The following is a 24,181-nucleotide window of genomic DNA, read 5'->3' as shown; positions in this document are numbered from 1 at the left end:
GTCGCGCCATGACGACCGCCATCGACACCACGACCACCATCGCCGCCCCACCCGACGCGGTGTGGGCGGCGCTCACCGACTGGTCCCTGGCGTCCCGGTGGATGCCGGGCGTGACCGCGATGAGCGGACCGGTGTCGCCGGGCGCCGTCGTGACGTTCACCGTCCGGGGCAAGGACCGGACCGCGGTCGTCGACACCCTCGACCCGCCGCGCACGCTCGCCCTGCTGTCGCGCTCCGGCCCCGTGACCGCCCTGTACACCTACACGCTGACCGGTTCCGCGGGCGGCACGAGCCTCCACCTGCTCGCGGACGTCCAGGTCCGCGGTCCGCTGAAGGTGCTCGCGCCGGTCATCCGCCGCTCCATCGCCAAGGAGGACGGGATCCAGCCCGAGCGGCTGCGCGCCGTCGTCGAGCCCGTCAGCCGACCAGCCGGCTGACCGCGCGGCGCAGGTCGGCGCGCGTGTGCTCCGGGTCCGGTCCCGGGGCGAGCGTGACGCCGTGCACCAGCGCGAGCACCTGCCCGAGCAGCCGGTCCGCGGGCCACTCGTCGTCGCCCCTCACGGCCCGCAGCGCAGCCACCTTGCGGGCGTGCGACGCCTGCGAGTGCCCGACCTGCACGCCCGGCCGCTCCAGGGCGTGCCACAGGAGCAGCCGCACCAGCGACGGGTGCGCGAGGTTGAACTCCCAGAGCCGGACCGCGTAGCCGGGCAGGTCGACCGCGTCGAAGGGCACAGCGTCGAGCAGCTGCTCGATCCGGTCCTCGACCACGCGCTCGAACAGCCGGTCCTTGCTGCCGAAGTACGCGTAGATCCGCTGCTTGTTGGCGCCGGCCCGTTCGGCGATCCGGTCCACCCGTGCCCCGGCGAGCCCGCGCTCGGCGAACTCGTCGGCGGCCGCGTCGAGGATCCGGCGCGGCGTGTCTGCGGCCATCACGCGGGAAGCGTCGTGCCGGTCAGGTCCTGCGCCACCGCCCAGAGCCGGGCGGCCGTGTGGTCGTCCCGCATGCGGCGGCTGAGGCGGACGGGACCGGTGGGGCCGACGAGCCCGAACCGGCCGGTCGGGCCGTAGTAGCCGTCCTCGACCGCGCGCGGGTCGGCTGCGGCGAACAGCATCGGCTCGGCGCCCTCGGGGGGGAGCTGCGACGGGACGAACGGGAAGCGCGCGATGGACGAGCGGTGCACGGTGTCCTTGCCGAGGGACGCACCCGCGGTCTGCAGGTTGGTCTGCGTGAACCCGGGGTGGGCCGCGTTGCTGCGCAGCGCCCAGCCGCGCTGCATCGAGACGCGCGCGAGCTGCCGGGCGAGCAGCAGGTCGGCCAGCTTGGACTGCGCGTACGACCGCGTGGGGCTGTACCGGCGCCGGGTCCACTGCAGGTCGTCGAACCGGATGCGCCCGACTGCCGCCATGCCGCTGCTCATGGTGGTGACCCGGCCCTCCGGGGCGACCAGCAGGAGCGGCAGGAGCAGGTTGGTCAGCGCGAACGGACCGAGGTAGTTGGTGCCCAGCTGCAGCTCGAAGCCGTCCTCGGTCTCGTGGCGGGTGGGCGGGGTCATCACGCCGGCGTTGTTGACCAGGGTGTCGAGGTGGTCGAGGTCGCGGCCGAGGTCGTCGGCGAATGACCGCACCGACGCGAGCGAGGCGAGATCGAGGATCCGCACCTCGGCGGACGCGTCGGGGTGCGCAGCCTGAATCTCCGCGAGCGCCTTCTCGCCCTTCTCCGCGCTGCGCACGGCGAGGATCACGTGGGCACCGGCGGCGGCGAGGCGTTCGGCGGCTTCCCGTCCCGTGCCGCTGTTGGCGCCGGTGACGACGACGGTGCGTCCGGTCTGGTCGGGGACGACGTACATCTGGGCTCCTAGCGCGGGACAACCAACTGGTTAGTTGGCACCTTAACAGGCGCGACGTCGCCGCGCGGGTTGCAATGGGAGGCATGACCACAGTCCCGAACATCACCCTGAACACCGGCGTGCAGATCCCCCAGCTGGGCTTCGGCGTCTTCCAGATCGACCCGGCCGAGACCAAGGACGCGGTCCTGCAGGCCTTCGAGGTGGGCTACCGCCACATCGACACCGCGCAGATGTACAAGAACGAGCAGGGAGTCGGCGAGGCGTTCGCCGCGTCCGGCCTGTCTCGCGACGAGGTCTTCATCACCAGCAAGCTCAACAACGACGCGCACGACCCGGAGGACGCGGCGATCGCGTTCGACCTGACGCTCGACACGCTCGGTCTCGACTACGTGGACCTCTTCCTCATCCACTGGCCGCTGCCGACCGTGGGCAGCTTCGTCGACACCTGGAAGGCGATGGAGGACTTCTACCGGTCCGGCCGCGCCAAGTCGATCGGCGTCTCCAACTTCCAGCCCGGCCACCTGCGCCGCCTGCACGCGGAGACCACCATCACGCCCGCCGTCAACCAGATCGAGGTGCACCCGTACCTCACGCAGGACGACGTGCGCGCGTTCGACGCCGAGCACGGCATCGCGACCGAGGCGTGGAGCCCGATCGCGCAGGGCAAGGTCCTCGACGACCCGACGATCGTGCGCATCGCGGAGTCGCTCGGGAAGACCCCCGCGCAGGTCACTCTCCGGTGGCACCTCCAGCGCGGCGACATCGTCTTCCCCAAGTCGGTGACGCGCAGCCGCATCGAGGAGAACTTCGCGATCTTCGACTTCGAGCTCTCCGAGGTCGACGTCGCCGACATCACCAGCCTCAACCGCGACGAGCGCACCGGCCCGGACCCGGACACGTTCGACTACGTTCCGGTGGCAGCGGACTGACCTGTCGATCCGGCTGCCCACCGTTCGTATGAGGGGTGAGCAGCCGGCGCAGGGCCGGTGCCGCACCCCGAGGAGGACGCGATGAGCCACTACCTGCTGAGCGTGATGGAGCCCGACGGACCCCGACCCGCCCCCGAGGTCCTCGAACCGGTCATGCAAGCCGTCGGCGCGGTCGACCAGGCCATGCGCGACGCGGGCATCTGGGTCTACGCCGGCGGTCTGCACGACCCCAGCACGGCCACCGTCCTGCGCGCCACGGACGGTCAGGTGGTCACCACCGACGGCCCGTTCGTCGAGGCCCGGGAGCACCTGGGCGGCTTCACCATCGTCGACGTCGACGACCTCGACGCGGCGATGGACTGGGGTGGGCAGCTGGCCGTCGCGACGGGCCTGCCCATCGAGGTCCGGCCGTTCCGGTACTGATGGCTGCTCCGTGACGACCGCGGACGAGGACGCGATCGCGCGGGTGTTCCGCGCGGAGCACGGCCGCGCGGTCGCGGTCCTCGCCCGGTCGTTCGGCGACCTCGACGTCGCCGAGGAGGCCGTCCAGGAGGCGTTCGTCGCGGCCGTCCAGCACTGGCCGACGGACGGCGTCCCACCCAGCCCGGCCGGCTGGATCATCACGACGGCCAAGCGCAAGGCGATCGACCGGCTGCGCCGCGAGGCGTCCCGCGACGACCGGCACGCGCAGGCGGCGCTGCTGCACCAGCGCGACGACCCGGTGGAGGAGGGACCCGTGCGCGACGACCGGCTGCGGCTCCTCTTCACGTGCTGCCACCCGGCGCTGTCCGTCGAGGCGCAGGTGGCGTTGACGCTCCGGCTGCTGGGCGGGCTGAGCACCCCGGAGATCGCGCGGGCGTTCCTCGTCCCCGAGCCGACGATGGCCCAGCGCCTCGTGCGTGCGAAGGGCAAGATCCGCGACGCCCGCATCCCCTACCGGGTCCCCTCGGACGCCGACCTGCCCGACCGGCTCCGCGCCGTCCTCGCCGTCGTCTACCTGGTGTTCACGACCGGCTCGGGGGCCGCCGTCCGCGACGACCTGTGCGCCGAGGCGATCCGCCTCGGTCGCGTGCTGGTCGAGCTCATGCCCGACGAGCCCGAGGCGCTCGGGCTGCTCGCGCTCCTGCTGCTCACCGACGCCCGCCGCGACGCCCGCGTGTCCGCCGACGGCTCGCTCGTCCTGCTGCGCGACCAGGACCGCTCGCGGTGGGACCCGGGCGAGCTGGACGAGGGCCGCGAGCTCGTCCGCCGGTGCCTGCGCCGCGACCACCTCGGTCCCTACCAGCTGCAGGCCGCGATGCAGGCGGTGCACAGCGAGCCCGCCGGGACGGACTGGCGGCAGATCGTCATCCTCTACGACCAGCTCATGTCGATCGCGCCGAGCCCCGTGGTCGCCCTCAACCGCGCCGTGGCCGTGGCGGAGCTCGACGGGCCCGCCGCCGGGCTCGCCCTCGTCGACGACCTGCCCCTGGACCGCTTCTACCTGTTCCACGCGGTCCGCGCCGACCTCCTGCGCCGCCTGGACCGCCGCCCGGAGGCGACCGCGGCGTACGACGCGGCTCTGGCCCTGACCACCACCGCCCCGGAACGCGACTTCCTGCTCCACCAACGGTCAGCGCTAGCGGATCAGTGACGTCCGCACAAAGAAGCGCTGGAACCCACCGATGTGCGGACGTTGCGGGGGATGGGGGTCAGGCCAGGCGGTTGACCAGGCCTGCGCGGACGACGAACCACTCCGCGGCGACGATCGAGAAGTACGCCGTGTCCCGCAGACCGCCGTCGGTGGCGACGGTGTGCACGCGGCGGACGCCCTCGAACCGGCCTCCGATCCGCTCGATCGCCCGTCGCGACGCCGCGTTGCGCGCATCGGTCTTCAGGGTGACCCGCAGCGACCGCCACGTCTCGAACGCGTGCGTCAGCAGGAGCAGCTTGGTCTCGGTGTTGATCGCGGTCCGCTGCGCCGAGGCCGCGTACCAGGTGCTCCCGATCTCGGCGACGGACGGCGGGTTCTCGTCGCTGGGCACCCCGCCGGTCCCGATGCCGGGCGGCCACGGCGCCGGCTCCTGGAACACCTCGAGGTCGAGGAACCGGGTGCTGCCGACCACCGCGTCGTCGGAGAGCCGCCGCACCGCGAACGGGATCGCGCGCCCACCGGACGCGTGCTCCAGGGCCGCCTCGACGTAGGTCTGCGTCTCGTCTAGCCCGTCGGGGACCCACGTGTACCCGTAGCTGCCGCGCTCCTCGGCGGCTGCGGCGGCGAGCCCGACGACGTGGGTCAGGGCGAGCGGCTCCAGCCGCACGTGGCGACCGGTGAGCGTGATCGGGGCGAGCATGGCGACATCCTGCCCGACGACGCCGCCGCACGTCGGGCACTCTGCGGAGTCGCCCCGCCGCGAGGTTCGCCCTCGTCGGAAGCGCGCGTGCCTGCGACCGCTCAGACCGTCGCGTGCTCGTTGGCGGCGCGCATCGAGCGCCGACCCCCGGGCATGGCCAGCGCGAGCGCGACCACGAGCAGGAGCGCGACCCCGGCCCAGATGAGCAGGGACTCCACGCTGAACGTGTCCGCCAGCGGTCCGAACACGGCCATGCCGAACGGCATCGACAGCGCCATCACGATCCCGACGAACCCGAACACGCGCCCCTGCATCTCGGGCTCCACGGTCTCCTGGAGCACCGTGAACGACGGCGTCGAGAACGCGGGCACGGACAGGCCGAGCAGGAACATGAACGCGAAGAACACCCACAGGTTGGTGGACAGCCCGAGCCCGATCGAAATCACGCCGAACACCAGCGTCGAGATGAGGATCATCCGCACGCGGTTCCACTTCCCCGCCCACGCCGCGATCGCCGCACCGCCGAGCACCATGCCGATGCTGAACGCGAGCTCGTTGACGGTGAGCTTCCACACCTCCTCGCCGAACGTCCGCACGATCATCAGCGGCGTCAGGAACGACGGCGCGACGATGAGCACGAACACGACGGCGTACAGGACGAGGACCCAGCGCACGAACGCGTGGGTGACGATGTACTTCACTCCGCCGACGAGGTCGCCGAAGTAGCTGAGCTTCTCCTCGGAGCGGACCAGCCGGGGCACGGTGACCAGGAGCAGCAGGCCGATGCCGATGACCGCGGTGACGACGTCGATGTAGAACACCGCGACGATCGACATGCTGGCGTACACCGCCGCGGCGGCCGCGGGGGCGACGAGCATCATGGCCGACTGGATGGTGCCGTTGATGCCGTTGACGCGCATGAGCTTGTCCGCGGGGACGATCTGCGGGAGCAGCGCCGCGACGGCCGGCATCTGGATCCCCGCACCGGCCGAGCGGATCGCGATGGCGATGAAGATGAGCCACAGGTCCGTGGCGCCGGCCGCCATGAACATCGCCAGCGCCAGGGTGACGATCGCGATGGTGGCGTCCGCGCCGATGATGAGCTTCTTGCGGTCCAGCCGGTCCGCCCAGACACCGTCGAAGATCGAGATGACGGCCTGCGGCAGGAACCCGAACACCGCGTACAGGGCCATGACGCCACCGGACTTGGTCTCCAGGGTCAGGTGCCACATCACCGCGTACTGGACGAGCATCGAGCCGAACAGCGACACCGTCTGCCCGGTGAGGAAGATCGTGGTCTCCCGGCGCCAGCCGGGCCGCTCCTCGACGGGCGCGTCAGTCTGCGTCGGGGTGTCCTCGGTCATGTCGCTCATGGTGTCAGTCGCCTCCGACATCGAGCACGGGAGATTCCGTGACGGCCGCCGAACGAGCCATGAGCAGGTTCCGTTCCCGCTGGGTCGGCGCCAGGGCCGCCGCCCGCTCGAGCTCCTCGGCGGCCTCGTCGGCACGTCCGAGCCGGACCAGCACGTCCGCCCGCACGGCGCCGAGCAGGTGGTAGCGCACGAGCCGCGGGTCGTGGCGGATCGCGTCGAGCGCCACCAGCGCGGCCTCCGGCCCGTCCGCGTGCAGGACGGCCACGGCGCGGTTGAGCTCGACGACCGGCGACGGGGTCAGCTGCGTGAGCGCGTCGTAGAGCGCGACGATCGCCTCCCAGTCGGTGTCCTCGAAGGTGCGCGCCCGGCTGTGGCACGCCGCGATCGCGGCCTGCACGGTGTACGGCCCGAGCGGCTTGCCCAGCGTCGTCGCGCGGTCCAGCGCCGTGAGCCCGTGCTCGATCAGGGCCCGGTCCCAGAACCGACGGTCCTGGTCCGGCAGCAGCACGCCGTCGCCGCGGGCGTCGAACCGGGACGCCTGCAGCTCCATCAGCGCGACCAGCCCGTGCACCTCGGGCTCGCGCGGCAGGAGGCCGGCGAGCACCCGGCCCAGCCGCATCGCCTCGTCGGCCAGGTCCCGACGGACCCACGCGGGACCGCTCGTCGCGGCGTGGCCCTCGGTGAAGATCACGTAGAGCACCTCGAGCACCGACCCGACGCGCGCCGGCAACGCGTCGGCCTGCGGCACCTCGAACGGGACGTGCGCCTCCGCCAGGGTGCGCTTGGCGCGGGAGATCCGCTGCCCGACGGTCGGCGACGGCACGAGGTAGGCGCGCGCGATCTCGTCGGTCGTCAGGCCGCCGAACAGGCGGAGGGTCAGCGCGATCCGCGACTCCCGTGGCAGCACCGGGTGGCAGGTGAGGAACACGAGTGCGAGCAGGTCGTCGCCGATGGGCTGATCGACGATGCGGTCGGCCGCGTCCTCGTCGGCCAGTCCGTGCGCGAGGACCGCGTACTTCGCGTCCCGGTTCTGCTCCCGTCGGATCAGGTCGATCGCCCGGTGCCGGGCCGTGACCATGAGCCACGCACCCGGCTTGTCCGGGACGCCGGTGACGGGCCACTGCTCCAGCGCGGTGACGAACGCGTCCTGCGCCAGCTCCTCGGCCAGTCCGACGTCCCGGACCAGGCGGGTCAGCGAGGCGATCAGTCGCGGCGACTCGATCCGCCAGATGACCTCGACGGTCCGCCTCGCGTCGGACATCAGCCGTGCTGCTCCTTGACCCGGTCCACCAGCGCCTGCTCCTTCGCGAGGATCTCCGGCGAGACGACCTTCGCGAAGTCCTCCATCTCGAAGTACGGCCGGATCTCGAGCTCGGACCGCATCTCGGGCGTCGACGGGCAGCGCTTCGCCCACTCGACGGCCTCGTCCAGCGAGCTCACCTGCCAGACCCAGTAGCCGGCGATGATCTCCTTCGACTCCGCGAACGGCCCGTCGACCACGGACACCTCGCCACTGGTGTCCCAGACGACCTTCACCCCCTTGCTGCTGGGCTGGAGGCCTTCGCCGGCGAGCATGATCCCGGCGTTCACCAGCTGCTCGTTGTAGACGTTCATCTCGGCGAACATCTCGTCGGTCGGGGTGACCTTGTCCTCGTCGGCGCCGTCACCCTTGATCATGACCAGGACCTTCATGGTGCTCTCCTTCGCTCGGTGGCCACCTCGACGCTAGTGCCGGGGCCGGGCCTTCACCTGTGCCGTCGAACGGCGACAGCGTTCTTCGACACCTAGCGTGGACGAATGTCCTCCTCGGATCTCTCCGGCGTCGCGCGGTTCTGGGACGCGGCGGCGCCGACCTTCGACGACGAGCCCGACCACGGTCTGCGCGACCCCCGCACCCGCGCGGCGTGGGCCGCCCGCCTGGCCGGCTGGCTCCCGACCGGGCCGTGGGACGTGCTCGACCTCGGCTGCGGCACCGGCTCGCTCGCCGCACTGCTCGCGCAGGCGGGCCACCGGGTCACCGGCGTCGACCTGTCCCCGGAGATGGTCGAGCGCGCACGCACCAAGCTCGACGCCGCAGGGCTCCGCGCCACGTTCGTCGTCGGCGACGCCGCGGACCCCCCGGGCGACCCGGTGGACGTCGTCCTCACGCGCCACGTGGTCTGGGCCCTGCCCGACCCCCGGGCGGCGCTGGCCCGGTGGGTCTCGCTGGTCCGCCCCGGCGGCGCGCTCGTCCTGGTCGAGGGCCGCTGGTCCACGAACGCCGGCATCACCGCGGCCGAGCTCGCGGCCGTCGTCGGACCGTTGGTCAGCGGGTTCCGGGTGGAGTCGCTCAGCGCCGAGGAGGCGCTCTGGGGCGGACCGGTCACCGACGAGCGGTACGCACTGGTCGCCCGGGTCTGAGCCGCAGTGGGACGCTGGTCCCGTGGGAATGTTCACGCGCCGTGGCCAGGTCACCGCGGACGTCGGCGACGGCTTCGTCGCCGGGGAGGCCGCTGCGCTGCAGACCGGTCTGTCGGCGGCGCTGACGGGCGCCGAGCGCGGCTCTGCGCCCGCACCCGTCGCGCTGACCTTCGAGACGGAGGGCGGCGAGCACGTCGTGATCGTGTGCCGCAACCACACCGTCGGCTTCGTCCCGCCGTCGCACGAGGAGTCCGTCCGCGCGCAGCTCGACGCCGCGGGCCGGGCGCACCTGCAGACGACGGGGCAGGTGTACCGCGACGGCGACGGGTGGCGGCTCTGGGTGGGGCCGCCACGCTCGGACGGCTTCCCCGCCCCCGAGCCCGGCGCCGACACGCTCGCCCCGCCGCAGCGCCGGATCTTCGGCCTCGCCCTGCCGGACGACTGAGGGCCCGACCGCGCTCTGTTCGCGCAGTCGGGCCCCCTCCGTACCACTCTCAGGTCACGGCACCGGCCACTCCACCACCGTGCTCGGGCCCGCGAACGTCGGCGTCACGGGGTCGCCCGTGTCGTTGACGACGTGGTCGATCGTGCCCGCCGCGTTCAGCGACACCGTGAGCACGTTGTGCAGCTTCACGCCCGGCGTGACCGGCACCTCGTATGCCCGGGTGGCATGCAGGGTCGGGTTGACGTTGGTGTAGATGTACGCGCCCATGCCCCAGGCCTCGTGCACCTTGACCTTGTCGTTCACCTTGTAGGCGGCCCAGCCGTTCACGCCGTCGTGCTGCCAGGACGCCTGGTCGGGCGCGTCGTACGGCAGCTCGTTCTGGAACATGATCGTCTTGCCGCGCTCGCCGTTCCAGATGACGTTGTACTTCTGGTAGTGCTCGGAGAACAGGCCCGTCGCGGTGACGTCGTTGCCGTTGACGAGCACGCCGGTCTCGGCGGTGTTGATGTCCCAGCCGACGCCGGTGCCGTGGTCGGCCCGCCACGCCCAGGTGTGGTCGATGATCGTCTGGTTCGTGTTGACCACGAGGCTCTGCGTGGCCTTGCCGACGTCCTCGCCACCGATCCGGAAGAACACGTCCTGCACGGACGTCGGGTTGTTCGCGCTGCTCAGGAGCGGCCGCTTCAACCTGGCGTCGAGCGACGAGAGCTTGGTGCCCAGCTGCAGGAGCGCCGGGGAGTTCGTCGTGCCGGCGTCGAACATGATCCCGGCGATGTCGATTCCCGGGACGTCGAGCGTCTGCATGGCCACGACCCCGTTGTCCGGGATGATCGTCGCCAGCCCGAGCCCGAGCACCACCTGGTTGGGCCAGAGCACGTTGAGCGTCCTGTTCACGTGGTAGACGCCCGGGGTGAGCAGGACGTGCTTGCCCAGGGCCAGCGCGGTGTTGATCTTCGAGGCGCTGTCACCGGGCTTGGCGACGAAGAACTTGCTGATCGGGATCGACTTGCCCGGCGTGCTGCCCGTCGCCCAGGTGGCCCCGGCGGAGTCCTTCTGCGCCGACGGGACGAAGACGTTGTACCTCCCCGCGTCGTCGACGTAGAGGTACGGCTTCTCCTTGGAGACCGGCGTCGTGTCGAGCGTCGTGTACTTGGGCTCGCCGACCACGGGACTGAAGTCGGTGGCGGGAGCGCCCTGCACGCCCGCGAAGACCTGGTTCCAGACGCTGTTGCTCCACCCGGCGACCGAGCCGTTGCGGACCAGGAACTGCTGCTGGCTGCCGCTGACCACGTAGGGCAGCGTCGAGTCGGCGATGAAGCCGCCCGACGCGTACTGCGGTCCATCGGTGCAGTAGTCCATCAGGCTGAGGTTGGCGCCCGTGACGTTCACGCGGCGCATGGGGGCGGCCTGCGAGACGGCCCAGAAGTTGGCGGAGCTGCGGCACCCGTCGGCGTCGCCGGCCGCGTACTGGATGGTCAGGTTGGACAGCGAGCGCCAGAAGTTGACCAGCGCGATGCAGTTCGCCGGCGCACCCTCGGGCACCGGCAGGCACTGGTTGTAGACCTCGATCGCGCCGTTGATGACGACGTCGCCGGGGTCCTGGCCGAGCCCGGCGACCTCGGTGAAGTAGCCGACCTCGAAGCGCAGCGGGTTCTCCGGCGTGCCGTAGGTGCCGGGCTTGAACAGCAACGCGTACCGGCCCTCGCCGAAGTGCGCGGGCACCTGCTGCGTCGCGATGGCGTCGACCGTGGCCTGGATCTCCTCGATCGGCTGGCTGGGGTCGAACACGATCGTGTTCGGGCCGAGGTCGACGGGCGCGGCCGCCTGCGCGGCGGGGGCCGCGACGAGCGGGACGAGCGCGACGGCGAGCGCGGTGACGAGCACCGTCGCCGTCCGCCGGCGTCCAGGACGTGGGGGGCTACCAAGGTGCATGGGGGACCTCTCTGCGCTCAGGGCACGTCGCAGGACGGGTCCCCGCACGCGAGGAGGCACCGCCGTTGGCGCCGGGCACCGGACATTTGTTGCCGGCCAGGACAAAAGGTACCGGCCTGGTGTCACGTGTCAATAGTGACAACCCAGTAAGTGTTTACCCGGCTTTCCCGACGGTGGTTCAGGCCTCGCGCAGCGCCGCGAGCCGGGCGACCCATGCCTCCGTCGACCGCCCCCGGCCACGGTCGGTCACCACCCGCAGCCGCGCGGCCGCGACCTCGGACCGAGACACCTCCACGACGGGCCGCGCGTCCGACGGTCGCACGAACCCCTCGTCGTCGACCGGCACGAAGTCCACGTCGTCGACGGTCCCCCGCTCCTGCACGGCCCGCAGCGCGTCGAACGACAACCCGGCCAGGAACGCCTGGTCCTCCGGACCGGCCAGCGGGGACGACGCCAACAGCGCGAGCGCGTCGAACCCGACCGACCGCTGGGCGTCGTCGGCGTCGAACGCCAGTCCGGCGGCCCACTGCACGCGGGCCCACCACTGCGCCTGGGCGTCGGCCGCGGTGCGCTGCCGGACCGTCTGGATCCCGACGAAGAGCGCGCCGATCGCGCCGATCGCCGCCACGAGGGGGCCGAGCGTCGCGACGATCACCAGCCAGGGCTCGTCGGACACGGTCACGTCCAGCACGGTGGTGATCACGGTGGCGGCACTCCTCCGGTCGGGTTCCGTCGACGACGCTGGCGAGCGTAGCGGGCGGAACCGACCGTGCCGGGGGCTAGTCCGTCGCGTCCAGCAGCTCCCCCAGGCGACGCAGGATCATGCTGCGCCAGCCGCCGCCCATGATCCGGCGGGACAGCTGCGCGGTCGGGTCGTCCGGGTCGAAGCCGGCGTGCTCGAGGAACAGCCGCGTGCCGTGCCCCTCGGGCTCCAGGGTCCACGTCACCGTCGTCGGCACCAGGTCGGGGTCGGCCGCGTCCGTCCACGTCACCGCGAGGGTCCGGCCGGGCTCGACGGCCAGGACCGTGCTGGCGACCGTGCCCGAGAACCCGGTCGCCTCGACACGCCGCCCGGCCATCGTGAACCGGTGGCCGACCTCGGGGACGAAGTCGGTCGTCATGAGCCACTGCGTGACGAGGTCCGGTTCGGTGAGCGCACGCCAGACCTTCGCGGGCGGGTGCGGGAAGTACTGGTCGACCCGGATGGCCGTCGGGTCGGTGGGCTCGTCCTCGGCGGGGAGCTCCCAGCCGGTGGTCTGGTCGGTCATCGTGCGTCGTCCTTCGTGTCGGGTGCGTGGTCGTCGTCCATCCGGTCGAGCACCGCGCCGAGGCCCGAGAGGCGCTCTCGCCAGAACCGCTCGTACGGGGTCAGCCAGTCGGCCAGGTCGCCGAGCGGGCCGGCCGTCACCGCGTAGATGCGGTGTCGACCGGCCGGGCGCTCCGTCACCAGGCCGCTCTCGCGGAGCGCGGCCAGGTGCTCGGAGACGCTGGGCCGGGACATGTCGAAGTCCGCGGCGAGCTCCGTGACGGTCCGCTCGCCGTCGAGGAGGGCGTCGAGGATGTCGCGACGCGTCGGGTTGGCGAGCGCGGCGAAGAGCCGGTCGAGCTCCGAGTCCTTGAGCCTGCGTGGCATGCGCCTCAGGTTAGGTAGGATTATTCCTACGCGTCAAGCCCGCGGAGGGTCGATAGTGGAGCGCACAGGCACCGCACCGAAGGAGTCACCGATGGCCGGCACCGGGACGAAGGACGACCCCTGGCAGCTCACCACGGCCCCGGGCTCGTCCGCGTACACGATGTACCGCGACGAGCCCGCCGACCCGCCTGCCCTCGTCTGCCAGGTGGGGTCGACGACGCTCCGGTACCACCTGCGCGCGGTCGACGACCTGCACGCCTGGCTGCTGGCGCAGGGCGACTGGGTCCCGCTCGGCGCCGCGGACGAGCAGAAGCCCGCCGCCTCCGGGTCGGTGGAGGCGTGGGGCCGTGACGAGGCCAACCCCGTCGGCGGGTGGTACGGCCTGCGCAAGGGCTACCGTGGCCGGTTCGGGATGTCCCTGCCGCCGCTGCTCGAGGCCCTCGGGCTGGTCGAGCTCACGCACGACGCCCGGAACAACCGGGTCCGCGCGCTCCGGTCGGCCTGATCAGGCCAACCGGGACGCGCGGGCTGTGGACCCGCTGAGAGGCCGGGGCGCGCACCCCGCGACCGCCCTAGCGTGGAGGTCTCGACGACGGCAGGGGCAGCCATGAGCATCGCGACGACCTGGGGCGTCACGCAGGCCGAGCAGGACCGGACCTACCCGTGCGACGACCTGCTCCCGGACCCTGGGGACCGCCTGATGCGGGGTGTGGGCGTCGCGGCTCCCGCCGATGTCGTGTTCCGGTGGGTCTGCCAGTTCCGGGCCGCCCCGTACAGCTACGACCTGGTCGACAACCCGGGCCGCCGCAGTCCTCGCCGGCCGCTGCCGTGGTGCTGGGACCTGGAGGTCGGGCAGACGTTCTCGACGATCTTCACGCTCGAGTCGTTCGTCGTCGGGGAGCACCTGACGTTCCGCATGGCGCCGGGTCTGAGCACCCGGGTGTACGGGGACATCGTGCTCACGTACGCGGTCGAAGCCGTCGGGCCGGAGCGCAGCAGGCTCGTGGCGGTGATCCGCGGGACCCGGCCGACCAGCCGGAGGGCGGCGGTCCGCAACCGGCTGCTCGCGTGGGGCGACCTGGTGATGATGCGCAAGCAGCTCCTGACCTTCGCGTCGCTCGCCGCGCGGGAGCACGCCGAGCGGTCGCGCGCTCAGTCGACGGTGTAGTCGAACCGCATCCGGTGCGTGCCGTCGGCGTCCACGACGAGCGCGCCGCTGCCGACGATGCCGGCCAGGTTCCCGGTGCCGCTGGACGGCACGATCAGGAAGTGCTCGGCCGAGCGGTCGGTGCCGGTCGTCGACGCGGCGTGCACGAAGTTGAACGTGCCGGCACGCCCGTCCAGGCTGCCCTCGAACGACTCCATCGCGACGTAGGTGCCGATGCCGCTCTCGGGGTCGAACGCCGACGTGAACAGCGTGGTCGAGCGACCCTCGACGCCGCCGGCGTACGTCTTCTCCATCGTCGCGACGCCGACGCCGAGCGCGGTGACGACCGGCCGCTCCTGCTCGATCGGTACCCCGGCGAACCCGCTGACGGTGAACGTTCCCTCGGTGATCATGGCCGCACGCTAGCGACGACCACCGACATACCTGGCCACGAGCTCCGCGCCCAGCACCCCGAGCTCGTCCCGGACCGAAGCGGGCTCCAGCACCTCCACCGCCGCCCCGAACCCCGCGAGCTTCTCCGCGACCGAGCGCGCCGTGTGCGACGCGACCTCCAGCCGCACGCGGCCGTCGTCGTCGGGCCCGAGGACGGTGGCGTGCCGCCCGAACTGGTCCCGGACGACGCGCGCGAGGAACGGGGTGGTCAGGACGGTGGCCGTCACGCGCGAGCGCTGCTGCTCGGCCTCGTCGACGACCGACTCCCAGATCCCCGCGACGTCGAGGTCGTCCGGGCGCGGTGCCGGGGTGTCCAGCACCGACAGGCCGGCGATCCGGTCCAGCCGGAACGTCCGGCGCCCGGCGGGCGTGCCGGCGACGAGGTACCAGAGGTCACCCTTGTCGACGAGCGCCCACGGGTCGACGGTCCGCTCGGACTCGCCGGACCGTCCGCTGTACACGAGCGTCACCTGCCGGCGCCGGACGACCGCGCCCTGGAGGTCCTCGACCCACGGCTGGCGGGACCGCGCCGCCGACCCCCACCCGACGGGGTCCACCAGCACCGCGCGTCCCGCAGCCTCGGCCTCCGCGCGGAACGTCGCGGGCAGCGCACGGACGAGCTTGCGCAGCGCGGAGGTCGCGTCGGCGGACCGCCTCGACGACGAGCCGACCAGGAGGAACAGCGCCTGCGCCTCGGACGCGGTCAGCCCGGTCAGGTCCGTCCGCGCACCGCCGACGAGCGACCAGCCGCCGCCGCGCCCCGGCTGCGGGTAGACGGGGATGCCCGCAGTGGACAGCGCCTCGAGGTCACGACGGGCGGTCGCGACGGACACCTCGAGCTCGTGGGCCACCTCGGCGGCGGTCACGCGCCCGCGCGCCTGCATGAGCAGGAGGGTGGCCACGAGACGGTCTGCGCGCATGTCTCGAGAGTCGCAGACAAAGTGCTCAGAAGGTGAGCACTTAGCCGAGGAGAGTAGAGACATGACCACAGCACAGAGCAGTTTCCGGGGCCTCGCCAACGTGTCGTTCTTCGCCGACGACCTCGACGCCGCCCGCACCTGGTACACCGAGCCCTTCGGCATCGAGCCGTACTTCGTCCGCGAGGGCTACCTCGAGTTCCGGATCGGGGACCACCTCGACGAGCTCGGCATCATCGACCGCACGTACGTCCCCGGCGCCGGCGGCCCGAGCGGCGCGGTCGTCTCCTGGCACGTGGACGACCTGTCCGCGACGCTGGACCGCCTGCTCGCGCTCGGCGCGACCGAGCACGAGGGCATCCGCGAGCGCGGTGAGGGCTTCACCACCGCGTCCGTGGTGGACCCGTTCGGCAACCTCCTGGGCATCATGACCAACCCGCACTGGCTGGAGATCGCGGGCCGCTGACGAGAGTCAGCGGACCGTCCGGAAGAACTCCCGCACGTCGCCGACCAGCAGCACCGGCTCCTCCAGGGCCGCGAAGTGGCCGCCACGGTCGGCGACGTCGGTCCACCGGACGATCGTGTGGTCCTGCTCGGCGTACCGACGGATCCCGACATCGTGCGCGAACGTGATGACGGCCGTCGGTACGCCGCTGGGCGGGGCCTTCTCGCCCCACGCGGTGTCCTGCGCGTACCCGACGTACGCTGCCGACGCGGACGTGTCGGTCAGCCAGTAGAGCATCACGTCGGTGAGCAGCCAGTCGATCCCGAGGACGTCCTCGGGCGGAGTCTGCGCGGGGAACGTCCACGCGCGGAGCTTGTCGACGATCCACGCGAGCTGGCCCACCGGGGAGTCGGCGAGCGCCGCGCCGAGCGTCGCCGGTCGCGTGCCCTGGATCGAGATGTAGCCGAACTCCTCCTGCATGAACTCACCGATGCGGCGCAGGCGGTCCCGTTCGAGGTCGGTGAGCGAGGCGAGCTCGTCGGCACCGAGCTCGTGGAACGGCATCCCGATGTTCCCGTTGAGGTGGACGCCGACCACGGAGTCAGGGGCGATGCGGGCGACCTCCGGCGAGACGGCCGCACCGATGTCGCCGCCCTGCACCCCGTAGCGGTCGTACCCGAGCCGGCTCATGAGCTCGGCCCAGACGGCTCCGATGTGCGCCGGCCCCCACCCGCTCTCGCGCACCGGGCCGGAGAACCCGAAGCCGGGCAGCGAAGGGATGACGACGTGGAACGCGTCGGCCGCGGACCCGCCGTGCGCGACAGGGTCGGTGAGCGGTCCGACGAGGTCGAGGAACTCGGTGTACGACCCCGGCCAGCCGTGCGTGAGGACCAGCGGGAGCGCGTCGGGCTCTGCCGACCGCACGTGCACGAAGTGGATGCGCTGGCCGTCGATCTCGGTGACGAACTGCGGGAACGCGTTGAGGGCGGCCTCCTGGGCGCGCCAGTCGTAGGAGTCCCGCCAGTAGGTGACGAGCTCGTTCAGGTACGCGGTGGGCACGCCGGTGGACCAGTCGTCTCCGGGGAGAGGCGCTGCGAGGCGCATCCGGTGCAGGCGTTCGCTCAGGTCGTCGAGCTGTGCCTGGGGGATGTCGATGCTGAACGGTTCGATGCTCATACGGACAACGCTAGGCGTGGTAGCGGACAGTTCCTGTCCTCTTCTTCATCCCCAGGCAGCCCGAGATGCTGCTTCGCGACCCGCCGTCACCTGCGGCACCGTCAGGCCGAGGAACACGTCGCCCTCGCCGTTCTGCCCGGGTCCCGTCTGGAAGAACCGCGACATCCCCTCGGCGCGCTCGGGGTCGGCGAGCGCGACGAGCCGATCGACGGCCTCACTCATCAGACAGCGTCCCGACGACCACGGTGGCCTCCCACTCCTCGTCCCACACGATCCGTGCCGCCAGCCCGGCCGCGGCGAACGCCTCGCCCGCGGCGGCCGCCTGCGCCGCGCTCGCCTCCACCAACAGGTGGCCGCCGGCCGCCAGCCACCGCGGCGCCACCCCCGCGACCCGCCGCAGCACGTCCAGCCCGTCGGCGCCGCCGTCCAGCGTCACCCGCGGCTCGTGGTCGCGCGCCTCGGGCGGCATCAGCGCGACGTGGTCGGTCGGCACGTACGGCACGTTGGCGACGAGGAGGTCGACACGGCCGCGCAACGACCCCGGCAGCGGCTCGTCGAGGTCCCCCTCGAACACCTGACCGCCCACCGTCGCGACGTTCCGCCGAGCACAGCGGACCGCGGCCGGCTCGACGTCGGCGGCGTACAAGGACACGGACCCCAGCAGGTGCGCCAGCGCGACCCCCAACGCCCCCGACCCGCAGCACAGGTCCAGCACCACCGCCGGACCGGTCGCCACCCGTGCGGCCTCCCGCACCAGGGCCTCGGTCCGCCGCCGCGGCACGAACACCCCCGGGTCGATCTGGATCCGCAGCCCGCAGAACTCCGCCCACCCGACGATCACCTCGAGCGGCTCCCCGGCGACGCGCCGGTCGACCATCCGCGCGAGGTCGCTGCCAGACGCCGCGTCGAGGAGGAGGGTCGCCTCGTCCTCGGCGAACACGCAGCCCGACGCGCGCAGCGTCGCGGTGATCTCCGCGTGGGTCAGGGGCACGGCGGGCAGGCTACGCCTCCGTGATCCGCAGGATCACCCGGTTGTCGTCGCCCTTGCGGCCCAGCTTCTCGATCCCCATCATCACGCGGTACTCCAGCCCGTACTTCTCCTGCATGATCGCGTTGCACCGCTCGCGTGCGGCGTCGTCGTCGAGGACCTCCGCGACGCCGGTCACGGTCGGGGCGTCGTCGTCGACGTTCCCCAGGCGGCTGCTCGGGGACAGCTCGACGCGGGGGTCCCGCCGGAGCCGCTTGACCTTCCCGCTCCCCCGGGGCGTCGTCACCAGCAGCGCGTCGCCGTCGCGACCCACCCACACCGTCGTCGGCACCCCCACGCCGGACTTGCGGAACGTGGTCAGGGAGATGAACCCCTCGTCGGCCAGGGTCTGGAGCGTCGTCATCCGGAGACGGTCACACACGCACGAGACGGCCGCACCCCGTGGGGGTACGGCCGTCTCGGGGAGTGCGGGTCAGGCGGTGGCGTACCCGGCGGCCGGCAGACCGTCCTTCGCACCCTGGTACGGGTTCGAGTCGTAACCGAGGATGTACAGGAAGATGATGCTGAGGAAGAACAGGCCGGCGGTGAAGCCCGCGCCGTGGCCGAACGACGTCGACAGGCCGTGGTAGATGAGGACCAGGATCACGATGTTCACGATCGGGATCAGGAGCAGGATGATCCACCAGATCGGCTTGCCCGAGACCTTGATCAGGACGATGGTGTTCCAGATCGGGACGAAGGCCTGCCAGACGGGCTCGTCGGCCTTCTTGAAGACGCCCACGAGGGCGAACGCGACGAGCAGGTAGCCGATGAGGCCGCCGACGATGGAGCCGGCGCCGGCGCCCGCGGCGGCGGTGGTGTTGGCCACCTCGGTGGCGAGTGTTGTGATCATGCGCGGACAGTAGCGATAAACGACCAGGGCCGTGACCGATTCGGCCACCTGTCTCACGAGCAGTTCCTGTGAGCCACCTGTGCGGCTCGCGGCGCCGGGACCGATTGCCGACGGTTCGTCCTGCTCCTACCGTGGCTGTCGACCCGTGCCCTCGCAGAGAGGCCCGCCCATGTCGGTTCCGCAGGCCTCCCTGAGAGCACAGCTCTGGCGCAGGAAGCCGATCACCGCCCCGTCCGTGACGTCGAGCGAAGGCCTGGAACGGTCCCTCGGCACGTTCACGCTGATGATGTTCGGCGTCGGCTCGACCGTCGGCACCGGCGTCTTCTTCGTCATGCACGAGGCGGTGCCCGACGCCGGACCGGCGGTGATCATCTCGTTCGTCCTGGCCGGGCTCGCGGCCGGCCTCTCGGCGCTGTCCTACGCGGAGATGGCGTCCACGGTGCCCGTCTCCGGGTCGACGTACTCCTACGCCTACGCGACGCTCGGCGAGGTGGTCGCGATGGGTGTCGCGGCGTGCCTGCTCCTGGAGTACGGGGTGTCGACGGCGGCCGTCGCGGTCGGCTGGAGCGGGTACCTGAACCAGCTGCTGCACAACCTGTTCGGCTGGCAGATCCCGACCGCGCTGTCCGCCGCGCCCTGGGACGTCGACCCCGGGTTCGTCAACCTGCCTGCGCTGATCCTCGTGGCGATGTGCGCGATCCTCCTGATCCGCGGCGCGTCCGAGTCCGCCAAGGTCAACGCCACGATGGTCGTCATCAAGCTCGCGGTCCTGCTGATGTTCGTCGTGATCGCGTTCACCGGGTTCCACTCCGACAACTTCGCGGACTTCGCCCCGAAGGGCGTCGCGGGCATCACGGCCGCCGCCGGGACGATCTTCTTCACGTTCATCGGTCTCGACGCCATCTCGACCGCGGGCGACGAGGTGCGCAACCCGCAGAAGACGATGCCGCGCGCCATCCTCGGCGCGCTCGCCATCGTCACCACGATCTACGTCCTCGTGGCCGTCTCGGCGCTCGGCACGCAGCCGTGGGAGGCGTTCGGTGACGCCGAGCAGGGCGAGGCGGGGCTGGCCAAGATCCTGCAGGACGTGGTCGGCGCGTCCTGGCCGGGCACCATCCTGTCGGCGGGGGCGATCATCTCGATCTTCTCGGTGACCCTGGTGACGATGTACGGGCAGACCCGCATCCTGTTCGCCATCGGCCGCGACGGGCTCCTGCCGCGGGCGTTCGCACGCGTCAACCCGCGCACCCGCACGCCCGTCAACAACACGGTCATCGTCGCGATCGTCGTCGGCCTGCTCGCCGCGTTCATCCCGCTCGACTACCTGTGGGACCTGGTGTCCATCGGCACCCTGATCGCGTTCATGGTCGTCTCGGTCGGCGTCGTCATCCTGCGCCGTACCCGGCCCGACCTCCCGCGCGGGTTCAAGGTCCCCGGCTACCCCGTCACCCCGGTCCTCGCCGTCCTGGCCTGCCTCTACATCCTGTCCGGCCTGCACTGGTACACGTACGCGTGGTTCCTGCTCTGGCTCAGCGTCGTGCTCGCGTTCTACTTCCTGTGGGGCCGCAAGCACTCGCTGCTGCAGCGCGCGGTCGAGGCGAGCCTGGTCGACGACGAGGACCGGCGATGACGATCGTCGTCGGCGCCAACCCGTTCGGCGACGTCCACGGCGCGCTCGACCTCGGTGTGACCCTGGCGCGCACCCTGCCCGAGGCCACGGGCGCGTTCGTCCTCGTCGTCGCGACCGTGATCCCGCCGGGCTGGACCGTGCCCTCCATGGCCCGGGTCGACGGCGAGATGCAGGAGTGGATCACGGCGCGCGCCGCCGAGGCCGAGGCGACGGTGCTCGAGTTCCTCGCGGGACGCGCCGACGACCTGAGCGTCGAGTTCGTGCGGCTCACCGACCGGTCGACGCCCCGCGCCCTCGCCGCCCTCGCCGAGCAGCGGGACGCCACCGCGCTCGTCCTCGGCTCGTCGCCGGACGGACCCGAAGGACGTGTCGTCGTCGGCTCCACCGCGGACTACCTGCTGCACTCCTCGCCGGTCCCGCTGGCGATCGCGCCGCGCTCGTACCGGTGCGCGCCGAGCACGACGGACGTCGCCGCGCACCGGCTGACCTGCTCGTTCAGCGGGTCCGGGGTCGCCGCCTCGGCCGTGCGCTGGGCGGCGCGGCTCACCCGCGAGATCGACGTGCAGCTGCGGGTCGCGTCCTTCGGGGTGCGCTCCGCGACGATGTACCCGCCCGAGATCGGCACCGACATCGAGTCCGAGGTCACGGAGCAGTGGCGCGAGCAGATGGCGCAGGCGCAGGCCGCTCTCGCCGACCAGCTCGACCCCGGCACCGAGTTCGCGGTCGCGTCCGGCACCAGCTGGAGCGAGGCGCTGAGCTCCGTCGACTGGCTGCCCAACGAGCTCCTCGTCCTCGGGTCCTCCAGCGCAGGGACGCTCCGGCGGGTGTTCCTCGGCACCAATGCGACGAAGATCATCCGGCACTCACCGGTCCCCGTGCTCGTCGTCCCCCGGGGCTGACCGGGTCAGGAGCCCTCGGTGAGGTCCTCCGACTCGTCCGGCTGGTACACGCAGACCCACAGCGCGTCCGGGCGGACCGAGACGTCGAGGGTCGCCGACTCCTCGATGACGTCACCGTCCAGCTGCCGCGGCTGCGGCCGGTCGCTGGTCACCGTGATCCGCGACCCGCGCAGCACCTCCATGTTCGGCACCTTGTTGCGGCCGGGGCGCAGCACGTGGAAGGCGGTCTGGATCCAGTGCCCCAGGTTGCGGGGGGCGAGGACCGCGACGTCCATCTGGCCGTTGTCCGGCTCGGCGTCGGGCAGCAGGTTGACCCCGCCCTGGAGCCGGCCGACGTTCCCGACGATCACCGTGCGGGCGCGCCGGCGCAGGACCGGGTGGTCGTCGACCTGCACCTCGACCTTCATCTCCGCGTCGTTGAGGTGCTTGAGCGCCGAGAACACGTACGCGACCGGGCCGAGCACCGCCTTGAGCTTCGTGGGGGCGTCGTCGACCATCGCCGCGTCCAGGCCCATGCCCGCCATGACGGCGAACGTCTGGCCCTCGACCTCGCCCAGGTCGACCGCGCGGCGGCCGCGGTCCAGGGCGAGCTGCACGCCCTCGATCGTGTTGGTGGGGACACCGAGGTTGGTGGCCAGCAGGTTGCCGGTGCCGCCCGGCAGGATCGCGAGCGCCGTCTGCGTGCCGGCCAGCCCGTCGATGCACGCCCGGACGGTCCCGTCGCCGCCGGCGACGAACACCACCGCGGCCCCGTCCTCGACGGCCTGCTTCGCCTGCCCGGTGCCCGGGTCCTCGGCCGTCGTCTCCAACCACGCCGGCTCGGGCCATCCGGCGTCGGCCAGCTGCTGGACGATGCCGGCGCGCAGCTCGTCGAGACCTTCCACGCGGTTGGGGTTGACGATCACGGCCGTGCGCAGCGGACCGCTGCCGTCCCGCTGCTCGGCGGCGGGCTGGGTGGTCGCGTCCTGGGGGGTCGTCACGGGGGCGAGTATGTCCCGGGGCCCCGGGACCGGCCACTCAGGAGCGTGTGATCCGGTACAGGACCGAGCGCCGCAGCGGGTGCCCTTCCGCGATCGTCGGGAAGTCGAAGTCGTCGGCAGGGTCCCTCGTCATGCCGAGCCGACGCATCACGGCCTGCGAGCGCACGTTGGGCACGGCCGTGAACGAGACGATCTCCGCCAGGCCCACCTCGTCGAAGCCGACGGTCAGCGCCTCGCGCGCGGCCTCCGTCGCGTAGCCGTGCCCCCACGCCCAGCGCGCCAGCCGCCAGCCCACCTCGACCAGCGACGGGTCCCATGAAGGCCGCGCCAGACCGGTGAACCCGGCGAACCGGCCGTCCACCTCCAGCGCCCACAGTCCCCAGCCGTTCTCCTGCAACCGTGCTTGCGCGCGGGCAGCGAGCGCGTCGCTGGCCGGCCGGGACAGGGTGGACGGGAAGAACTCCATGACGTCGGGGTCGGCGTTCAGCTCCGCGAACGGTTCGAGGTCGGCGGGCGTCCACTCGCGCATCAGCAGGCGCGCGGTCCGTCGTTCGAGCGTCACCACGGCACCGTACGCTGCCGCGGTGATCAGTGACGTGCTCGACGAGTGGACCCCGCACGACCCCGCCCAGGGTGCGCTGCTGGCTGAGTACCGGGCGTTCGTCGCCGCCTCCGGGGCAGCCGCCGTCGAGCGGTCGCTCGCCCCCGAGCACCTGACGGCCAGCTGCTTCGTCCTCACGCCCGACCTGTCGCGCGTGCTGCTGTGCTTCCACCGCAAGGGGCAGTTCTGGGTGCAGCTGGGCGGCCACCTGGAGCCCGGCGACTCCTCGTTGGCCGACGCGGCCTCCCGTGAGGGGCGCGAGGAGGGCGGCATCGCGGGCCTGGTGGCGGGACGGCTCCCGGTCGACGTCCATCGGCACGACCTGTCGGCGGCCTTCGGTCGCTGCCGCGTGCACTGGGACGTCGGGTTCGTCGCGTACGCGTCGCCCGATGCGGTGCCCGTCGTCAGTGACGAGAGCGAGCAGGTGGCGTGGTTCGACGTCGACGACCTGCCCGCCGGCACTCCCGACGACTTCGCGGTGCGCTTGCGGACCGTGCTCGACGAGGTCCTGGCCACCCGGTAGCGCCCGGGGGCAGACTGCTCGGCATGACCGTGGCGTTCCTGCTGACGACCCTCGTCATCGTCGCGACCCCCGGCACCGGCGTGATCTACACGCTGAGCGCAGGCCTCTCGCGCGGCACCCGCGCGAGCCTGGTCGCGGCCTTCGGCTGCACGCTCGGCATCGTGCCGCACGTCGTCGCCGCGATGACCGGGCTCGCCGCGGTGCTCAACACCAGCGCGGTCGCGTTCCAGACGCTGAAGCTCCTGGGCGTCGCGTACCTGCTGTACATGGCCGTCCGGATGTGGCGGGACCGGTCCGAGATCGTCGTCAGCGGGCAGACCGAACCACTCTCGGCGGGACGCGTGATCTGGTCCGCGGTGCTGCTCAACGTGCTCAACCCGAAGCTGACGATCTTCTTCTTCGCGTTCCTGCCCCAGTTCGTGCGTCCCGACGAGCCCGGCGCGCTCCTGCACATGGTCGCGCTGAGCGGGGTGTTCATGGCGATGACGTTCGTCGTGTTCGGGATCTACGGCGCGTTCGCGGCTGCGGTGCGTTCCCAGGTGGTGTCCCGGCCGCGCATCGTGCTGTGGATGCGACGGACCTTCGCGGGCGCGTTCGTCGCGCTCGGCGCGAAGCTGGCCCTGACCGACCGCTGACCT

Annotated in this window: 32 protein-coding genes; 13 read left to right on the top strand and 19 right to left on the bottom strand. The window is 72.0% G+C overall.

Annotated features, from left to right (window positions below):
• The first annotated feature begins 8 nt into the window (after nt 1-8).
• Nucleotides 9-437, top strand: a complete 429-nt coding sequence (locus ASF78_RS09510) for an SRPBCC family protein (RefSeq protein WP_056587305.1) — start codon at nt 9-11, stop codon at nt 435-437.
• Here the strand turns inward: ASF78_RS09510 and ASF78_RS09505 are convergent.
• Both ASF78_RS09505 and ASF78_RS09500 read right to left on the bottom strand, forming a co-directional pair.
• Nucleotides 418-930: a TetR/AcrR family transcriptional regulator gene (locus tag ASF78_RS09505; protein ID WP_056587301.1), complete on the bottom strand. Its 513-nt coding sequence runs from the start codon at nt 928-930 to the stop codon at nt 418-420. The two genes, ASF78_RS09510 and ASF78_RS09505, sit on opposite strands and share 20 nt — an antisense overlap.
• Nucleotides 930-1,847: an SDR family oxidoreductase gene (locus ASF78_RS09500; protein WP_056587299.1), complete on the bottom strand. Its 918-nt coding sequence runs from the start codon at nt 1,845-1,847 to the stop codon at nt 930-932. The genes ASF78_RS09505 and ASF78_RS09500 overlap by 1 nt, the downstream gene beginning before the upstream one ends.
• An 83-nt stretch (nt 1,848-1,930) precedes the next feature.
• On the opposite strand from ASF78_RS09500, the gene ASF78_RS09495 reads away from it, so the two are divergent.
• The 3 genes from ASF78_RS09495 to ASF78_RS09485 all read left to right on the top strand — a co-directional run bounded on the left by ASF78_RS09495 (nt 1,931) and on the right by ASF78_RS09485 (nt 4,409).
• On the top strand, nt 1,931-2,776 hold the full coding sequence (locus ASF78_RS09495) for an aldo/keto reductase (RefSeq protein ID WP_056587298.1): 846 nt from the start codon (nt 1,931-1,933) through the stop codon (nt 2,774-2,776).
• Between the two features lie 81 nt (nt 2,777-2,857).
• Nucleotides 2,858-3,199 (top strand): YciI family protein, encoded by a 342-nt coding sequence (locus ASF78_RS09490; protein WP_056588444.1) that lies wholly within the window; start codon nt 2,858-2,860, stop codon nt 3,197-3,199.
• Between the two features lie 10 nt (nt 3,200-3,209).
• Nucleotides 3,210-4,409: an RNA polymerase sigma factor gene (locus ASF78_RS09485; protein ID WP_056587297.1), complete on the top strand. Its 1,200-nt coding sequence runs from the start codon at nt 3,210-3,212 to the stop codon at nt 4,407-4,409.
• 58 nt (nt 4,410-4,467) lie between these two features.
• On the opposite strand, the gene ASF78_RS09480 is transcribed toward ASF78_RS09485, so the two are convergent.
• From ASF78_RS09480 to ASF78_RS09465, 4 genes are all read right to left on the bottom strand, one after another.
• Nucleotides 4,468-5,109 carry a GNAT family N-acetyltransferase gene (locus ASF78_RS09480; RefSeq protein WP_056587295.1) on the bottom strand — a complete coding sequence of 214 codons (642 nt, stop codon included), beginning with the start codon at nt 5,107-5,109 and terminating at the stop codon, nt 4,468-4,470.
• Between the two features lie 101 nt (nt 5,110-5,210).
• Entirely contained in the window at nt 5,211-6,473 is a 1,263-nt protein-coding gene (locus ASF78_RS09475; protein ID WP_056588440.1) for an MFS transporter, read from the bottom strand.
• A 13-nt stretch (nt 6,474-6,486) separates the two neighbouring features.
• On the bottom strand, nt 6,487-7,743 hold the full coding sequence (locus ASF78_RS09470) for an RNA polymerase sigma factor (protein ID WP_056587293.1): 1,257 nt from the start codon (nt 7,741-7,743) through the stop codon (nt 6,487-6,489).
• Complete coding sequence (locus tag ASF78_RS09465; RefSeq protein ID WP_056587291.1) at nt 7,743-8,174, bottom strand: YciI family protein; 432 nt, start codon at nt 8,172-8,174, stop codon at nt 7,743-7,745. Before ASF78_RS09465 ends, ASF78_RS09470 begins: the two co-directional genes overlap by 1 nt.
• Nucleotides 8,175-8,279: 105 nt before the next feature.
• On the opposite strand from ASF78_RS09465, the gene ASF78_RS09460 reads away from it, so the two are divergent.
• Both ASF78_RS09460 and ASF78_RS09455 read left to right on the top strand, forming a co-directional pair.
• Entirely contained in the window at nt 8,280-8,882 is a 603-nt protein-coding gene (locus ASF78_RS09460; protein WP_056587289.1) for a class I SAM-dependent methyltransferase, read from the top strand.
• A gap of 22 nt (nt 8,883-8,904) precedes the next feature.
• Nucleotides 8,905-9,327, top strand: a complete 423-nt coding sequence (locus ASF78_RS09455) for a hypothetical protein (RefSeq protein WP_156374092.1) — start codon at nt 8,905-8,907, stop codon at nt 9,325-9,327.
• 54 nt (nt 9,328-9,381) lie between these two features.
• Here the strand turns inward: ASF78_RS09455 and ASF78_RS09450 are convergent, their stop codons facing one another.
• The 4 genes from ASF78_RS09450 to ASF78_RS09435 all read right to left on the bottom strand — a co-directional run bounded on the left by ASF78_RS09450 (nt 9,382) and on the right by ASF78_RS09435 (nt 12,892).
• The gene (locus tag ASF78_RS09450) at nt 9,382-11,211 is read right to left on the bottom strand and encodes an adenylyl cyclase (protein ID WP_369816313.1); all 1,830 of its coding nucleotides are present in this window, start codon (nt 11,209-11,211) and stop codon (nt 9,382-9,384) included.
• A gap of 226 nt (nt 11,212-11,437) precedes the next feature.
• On the bottom strand, nt 11,438-11,962 hold the full coding sequence (locus ASF78_RS09445) for a hypothetical protein (protein WP_056587280.1): 525 nt from the start codon (nt 11,960-11,962) through the stop codon (nt 11,438-11,440).
• A 76-nt stretch (nt 11,963-12,038) separates the two neighbouring features.
• Nucleotides 12,039-12,527, bottom strand: a complete 489-nt coding sequence (locus ASF78_RS09440; RefSeq protein ID WP_056587278.1) for an SRPBCC domain-containing protein — start codon at nt 12,525-12,527, stop codon at nt 12,039-12,041.
• The gene (locus tag ASF78_RS09435; protein ID WP_056587275.1) at nt 12,524-12,892 is read right to left on the bottom strand and encodes a helix-turn-helix transcriptional regulator; all 369 of its coding nucleotides are present in this window, start codon (nt 12,890-12,892) and stop codon (nt 12,524-12,526) included. The genes ASF78_RS09440 and ASF78_RS09435 overlap by 4 nt, the downstream gene beginning before the upstream one ends.
• A gap of 91 nt (nt 12,893-12,983) precedes the next feature.
• On the opposite strand from ASF78_RS09435, the gene ASF78_RS09430 reads away from it, so the two are divergent.
• Both ASF78_RS09430 and ASF78_RS09425 read left to right on the top strand, forming a co-directional pair.
• Complete coding sequence (locus ASF78_RS09430) at nt 12,984-13,397, top strand: DUF6855 family protein (protein WP_056588437.1); 414 nt, start codon at nt 12,984-12,986, stop codon at nt 13,395-13,397.
• A gap of 102 nt (nt 13,398-13,499) precedes the next feature.
• On the top strand, nt 13,500-14,060 hold the full coding sequence (locus ASF78_RS09425; RefSeq protein WP_056587273.1) for a hypothetical protein: 561 nt from the start codon (nt 13,500-13,502) through the stop codon (nt 14,058-14,060).
• Here the strand turns inward: ASF78_RS09425 and ASF78_RS09420 are convergent.
• Nucleotides 14,045-14,452, bottom strand: coding sequence for a DUF3224 domain-containing protein (locus tag ASF78_RS09420; RefSeq protein ID WP_056587270.1), 408 nt, complete (start codon nt 14,450-14,452; stop codon nt 14,045-14,047). The two genes, ASF78_RS09425 and ASF78_RS09420, sit on opposite strands and share 16 nt — an antisense overlap.
• 9 nt (nt 14,453-14,461) lie before the next feature.
• Nucleotides 14,462-15,412 (bottom strand): YafY family protein, encoded by a 951-nt coding sequence (locus ASF78_RS09415; protein ID WP_056587268.1) that lies wholly within the window; start codon nt 15,410-15,412, stop codon nt 14,462-14,464.
• Nucleotides 15,413-15,473: 61 nt separating this feature from the next.
• Here ASF78_RS09415 and ASF78_RS09410 point away from each other — a divergent pair, with 61 nt between their 5' ends.
• A complete protein-coding gene (locus ASF78_RS09410; protein WP_056587265.1) occupies nt 15,474-15,875 on the top strand; it encodes a VOC family protein in 402 nt (133 codons plus the stop codon).
• Nucleotides 15,876-15,881: 6 nt separating this feature from the next.
• Here the strand turns inward: ASF78_RS09410 and ASF78_RS09405 are convergent, their stop codons facing one another.
• The 5 genes from ASF78_RS09405 to ASF78_RS09390 form a co-directional block, all read right to left on the bottom strand.
• Nucleotides 15,882-17,030, bottom strand: coding sequence for an epoxide hydrolase family protein (locus ASF78_RS09405; RefSeq protein ID WP_056587263.1), 1,149 nt, complete (start codon nt 17,028-17,030; stop codon nt 15,882-15,884).
• Between the two features lie 45 nt (nt 17,031-17,075).
• Nucleotides 17,076-17,252: a DNA alkylation repair protein gene (locus tag ASF78_RS22350; RefSeq protein WP_156374091.1), complete on the bottom strand. Its 177-nt coding sequence runs from the start codon at nt 17,250-17,252 to the stop codon at nt 17,076-17,078.
• Complete coding sequence (locus tag ASF78_RS09400; protein WP_235518458.1) at nt 17,245-18,021, bottom strand: putative protein N(5)-glutamine methyltransferase; 777 nt, start codon at nt 18,019-18,021, stop codon at nt 17,245-17,247. Before ASF78_RS09400 ends, ASF78_RS22350 begins: the two co-directional genes overlap by 8 nt.
• A gap of 10 nt (nt 18,022-18,031) precedes the next feature.
• On the bottom strand, nt 18,032-18,421 hold the full coding sequence (locus ASF78_RS09395; RefSeq protein WP_056587259.1) for a PPOX class F420-dependent oxidoreductase: 390 nt from the start codon (nt 18,419-18,421) through the stop codon (nt 18,032-18,034).
• 69 nt (nt 18,422-18,490) lie between these two features.
• Complete coding sequence (locus ASF78_RS09390; protein WP_056587256.1) at nt 18,491-18,910, bottom strand: DUF5684 domain-containing protein; 420 nt, start codon at nt 18,908-18,910, stop codon at nt 18,491-18,493.
• A gap of 169 nt (nt 18,911-19,079) precedes the next feature.
• On the opposite strand from ASF78_RS09390, the gene ASF78_RS09385 reads away from it, so the two are divergent.
• Nucleotides 19,080-20,540 carry an APC family permease gene (locus tag ASF78_RS09385; RefSeq protein ID WP_056587253.1) on the top strand — a complete coding sequence of 487 codons (1,461 nt, stop codon included), beginning with the start codon at nt 19,080-19,082 and terminating at the stop codon, nt 20,538-20,540.
• On the top strand, nt 20,537-21,439 hold the full coding sequence (locus ASF78_RS09380) for a universal stress protein (protein WP_056587251.1): 903 nt from the start codon (nt 20,537-20,539) through the stop codon (nt 21,437-21,439). Before ASF78_RS09385 ends, ASF78_RS09380 begins: the two co-directional genes overlap by 4 nt.
• A gap of 5 nt (nt 21,440-21,444) precedes the next feature.
• On the opposite strand, the gene ASF78_RS09375 is transcribed toward ASF78_RS09380, so the two are convergent.
• Nucleotides 21,445-22,419 (bottom strand): diacylglycerol kinase family protein, encoded by a 975-nt coding sequence (locus tag ASF78_RS09375; RefSeq protein WP_056587248.1) that lies wholly within the window; start codon nt 22,417-22,419, stop codon nt 21,445-21,447.
• 37 nt (nt 22,420-22,456) lie between these two features.
• Nucleotides 22,457-22,981, bottom strand: coding sequence for a GNAT family N-acetyltransferase (locus tag ASF78_RS09370; protein ID WP_235518455.1), 525 nt, complete (start codon nt 22,979-22,981; stop codon nt 22,457-22,459).
• A gap of 22 nt (nt 22,982-23,003) precedes the next feature.
• Between ASF78_RS09370 and ASF78_RS09365 the strand changes: the two genes are divergently transcribed.
• Both ASF78_RS09365 and ASF78_RS09360 read left to right on the top strand, forming a co-directional pair.
• A complete protein-coding gene (locus ASF78_RS09365; protein ID WP_056587245.1) occupies nt 23,004-23,543 on the top strand; it encodes an NUDIX hydrolase in 540 nt (179 codons plus the stop codon).
• Nucleotides 23,544-23,566: 23 nt separating this feature from the next.
• Nucleotides 23,567-24,178, top strand: a complete 612-nt coding sequence (locus ASF78_RS09360; protein WP_056587240.1) for a LysE family translocator — start codon at nt 23,567-23,569, stop codon at nt 24,176-24,178.
• The last annotated feature ends 3 nt before the right edge of the window (nt 24,179-24,181 follow it).

This window comes from Cellulomonas sp. Leaf334 (assembly GCF_001424195.1).
Classification (GTDB): domain Bacteria; phylum Actinomycetota; class Actinomycetes; order Actinomycetales; family Cellulomonadaceae; genus Cellulomonas.
Note: the sequence above shows the minus strand (reverse complement) of the source record. Positions and strands in the feature narration are given on the sequence as shown.